The 1641-nt window shown below is 54.6% G+C and carries 2 protein-coding genes and 1 pseudogene; 2 read left to right on the top strand and 1 reads right to left on the bottom strand.

The window, feature by feature from the left end; all coding sequences use genetic code 11:
- Both ACVWXZ_RS14245 and ACVWXZ_RS14250 read left to right on the top strand, forming a co-directional pair.
- A pseudogene (locus tag ACVWXZ_RS14245) lies at window positions 1-153 on the top strand (RNA-guided endonuclease InsQ/TnpB family protein); the annotation flags it as partial.
- A 187-nt stretch (window positions 154-340) separates the two neighbouring features.
- Window positions 341-1168, top strand: coding sequence for a DUF1350 family protein (locus ACVWXZ_RS14250; protein WP_457482666.1), 828 nt, complete (start codon window positions 341-343; stop codon window positions 1166-1168).
- Here ACVWXZ_RS14250 and ACVWXZ_RS14255 read toward each other — a convergent pair.
- A complete protein-coding gene (locus ACVWXZ_RS14255) occupies window positions 1165-1410 on the bottom strand; it encodes a hypothetical protein (protein WP_414419019.1) in 246 nt (81 codons plus the stop codon). The two genes, ACVWXZ_RS14250 and ACVWXZ_RS14255, sit on opposite strands and share 4 nt — an antisense overlap.
- Between the last annotated feature and the right edge of the window lie 231 nt (window positions 1411-1641).

The following is a 1641-nucleotide window of genomic DNA, read 5'->3' on the forward strand; positions in this document are numbered from 1 at the left end:
TGCCCAAAGTGCAGCCATAGGCTACCACGAGATTGGCAAGGCGCTCTGGGTGTTATGCTCAGAGCTTTGCGGGATACCGCCTTTCTGTTCGGAAACGGACAGAATGCTATCGCTGCACCGTTGAGCAGTAATGGTCAGCAGTGTTCAGCGTAAATGTATCAGTTTTGCCTGCTGCATCAGAAGTTAACTGGGGATCCCCTGTCTGGGCAAGATGTCCATTAGGATGAGTTCCAGGGGCTGGCCAGCGCAGGGAACCGGCGTAAAGTGGGCAAAGTGGGATCTGCCGAGCGCTGGGTTATGGGGAAAGCTTCAACAAACTCGCAGGCGAGGTTGCAACACCATGGCACCGACTTGGCAAACGGATGGGCATACTTGGTTCCTTCTGCCCCCTCAACCCCGCGCCGTCGTTCACTTTCTGGGTGGAGCTTTTGTGGGAGCTGCCCCGCAAGTGTTCTACAGCCGCCTGCTGGAAGAACTGGCCCGTATGGGCATGGCCGTTGTTGCCACCCCCTACACCACCGATATCGATCACGCCCAACTGGCGCTCAACGCAGCCCAATCTTTGCACAGAAGCCTGCAAAGCAAGGGTTTGCTGGAGTTGCCCCTGTTTGGTTTGGGTCATAGCCTGGGCTGTAAGTTGCAGATCCTCGCTTGTCTAGCCGTTCCTTCTCTGGGATCCCAGCGGCGAGGCAATATTTTCCTGGCCTACAGCAATGCCGGGCTAGATCGGGCTTTGCCATTGCTGCGGCTGTTGGCTCAAGCTTGGCCTCAACAACAGCTTGCCGATCTGTGGCGGATGTGGATGGGATCCTCCTCGCCACCTGTGAATCTGTGGTTGGAGTTCGAGCCTTCCCCAGCAGAAACCAACCGCTTAATTGAGGAGCAGTATCCGGTTAGACACAACCTGCTCGTAGAATTTCGACAGGATGATATTGACGACATTCCTCTGCTCTACCAACAGCTTTGCCGCAAGTATCAAGGCCACACCGAGTGGCAGCATCTCGAGGGGGATCACCTCACTCCACTGGGTTTTAGCTATCCTTTCCAAGTCGGGCAAGAGTTCAGCCCCATCGATGCTTTTGGACAGTTGATCTACCAGAACCTACTGGCCCCCAATCACCAGATGATTCGAAGCATTCAAGCCTGGCTAGCAACCCAATTGGCCTAGTCAAGCCAGCTCAAATCGGAGAGCAGATCTTGAGAGTAGGAAGAGGGGGACTGCGCTTGCAGATGAAACAACATCTGCAGGGTATCGCTCATCAAAAAGTAACAGGTCAAGACGCCGCCGGCAGCCACAGCCACCAGTGTCCCTGCCAACATGCGCGAGAACTCCTGACTCTGAAAAGCCTGCTCCATCAAGCGCAGCGCCCAGAATCCCAGGAGGACAACAATGGCAAGGATGATCAACATATCGTAATTTATTGTAACAAGCCTGCTGCTCAACGGCCATTGACAGAATTGAATAAGAACATAGGGACTCCCCTTGTCCCTCATGCTCCATGACTCTGAGTCAGCTAGAAATCGCAGGAGCCCCGCACTGTACCCATAGGGTCAGTGTCGGGAGGAATGCGGAAGTTATGATAGAACCATGACCCACGTCCTGACCGTCTCCTGCAAGCTCAAGGCGTCCCAGTCGCAAGC

Source organism: Thermostichus sp. MS-CIW-38 (genome assembly GCF_054058415.1).

What these genes read in the sequence shown, in the direction of transcription:
- ACVWXZ_RS14250 (WP_457482666.1), top strand. Translation starts at nt 341, where the DNA reads ATGGCACCGACTTGGCAAACGGATGGGCATACTTGGTTCCTTCTGCCC.
- ACVWXZ_RS14255 (WP_414419019.1), bottom strand. Translation starts at nt 1,410, where the DNA reads ATGTTGATCATCCTTGCCATTGTTGTCCTCCTGGGATTCTGGGCGCTG.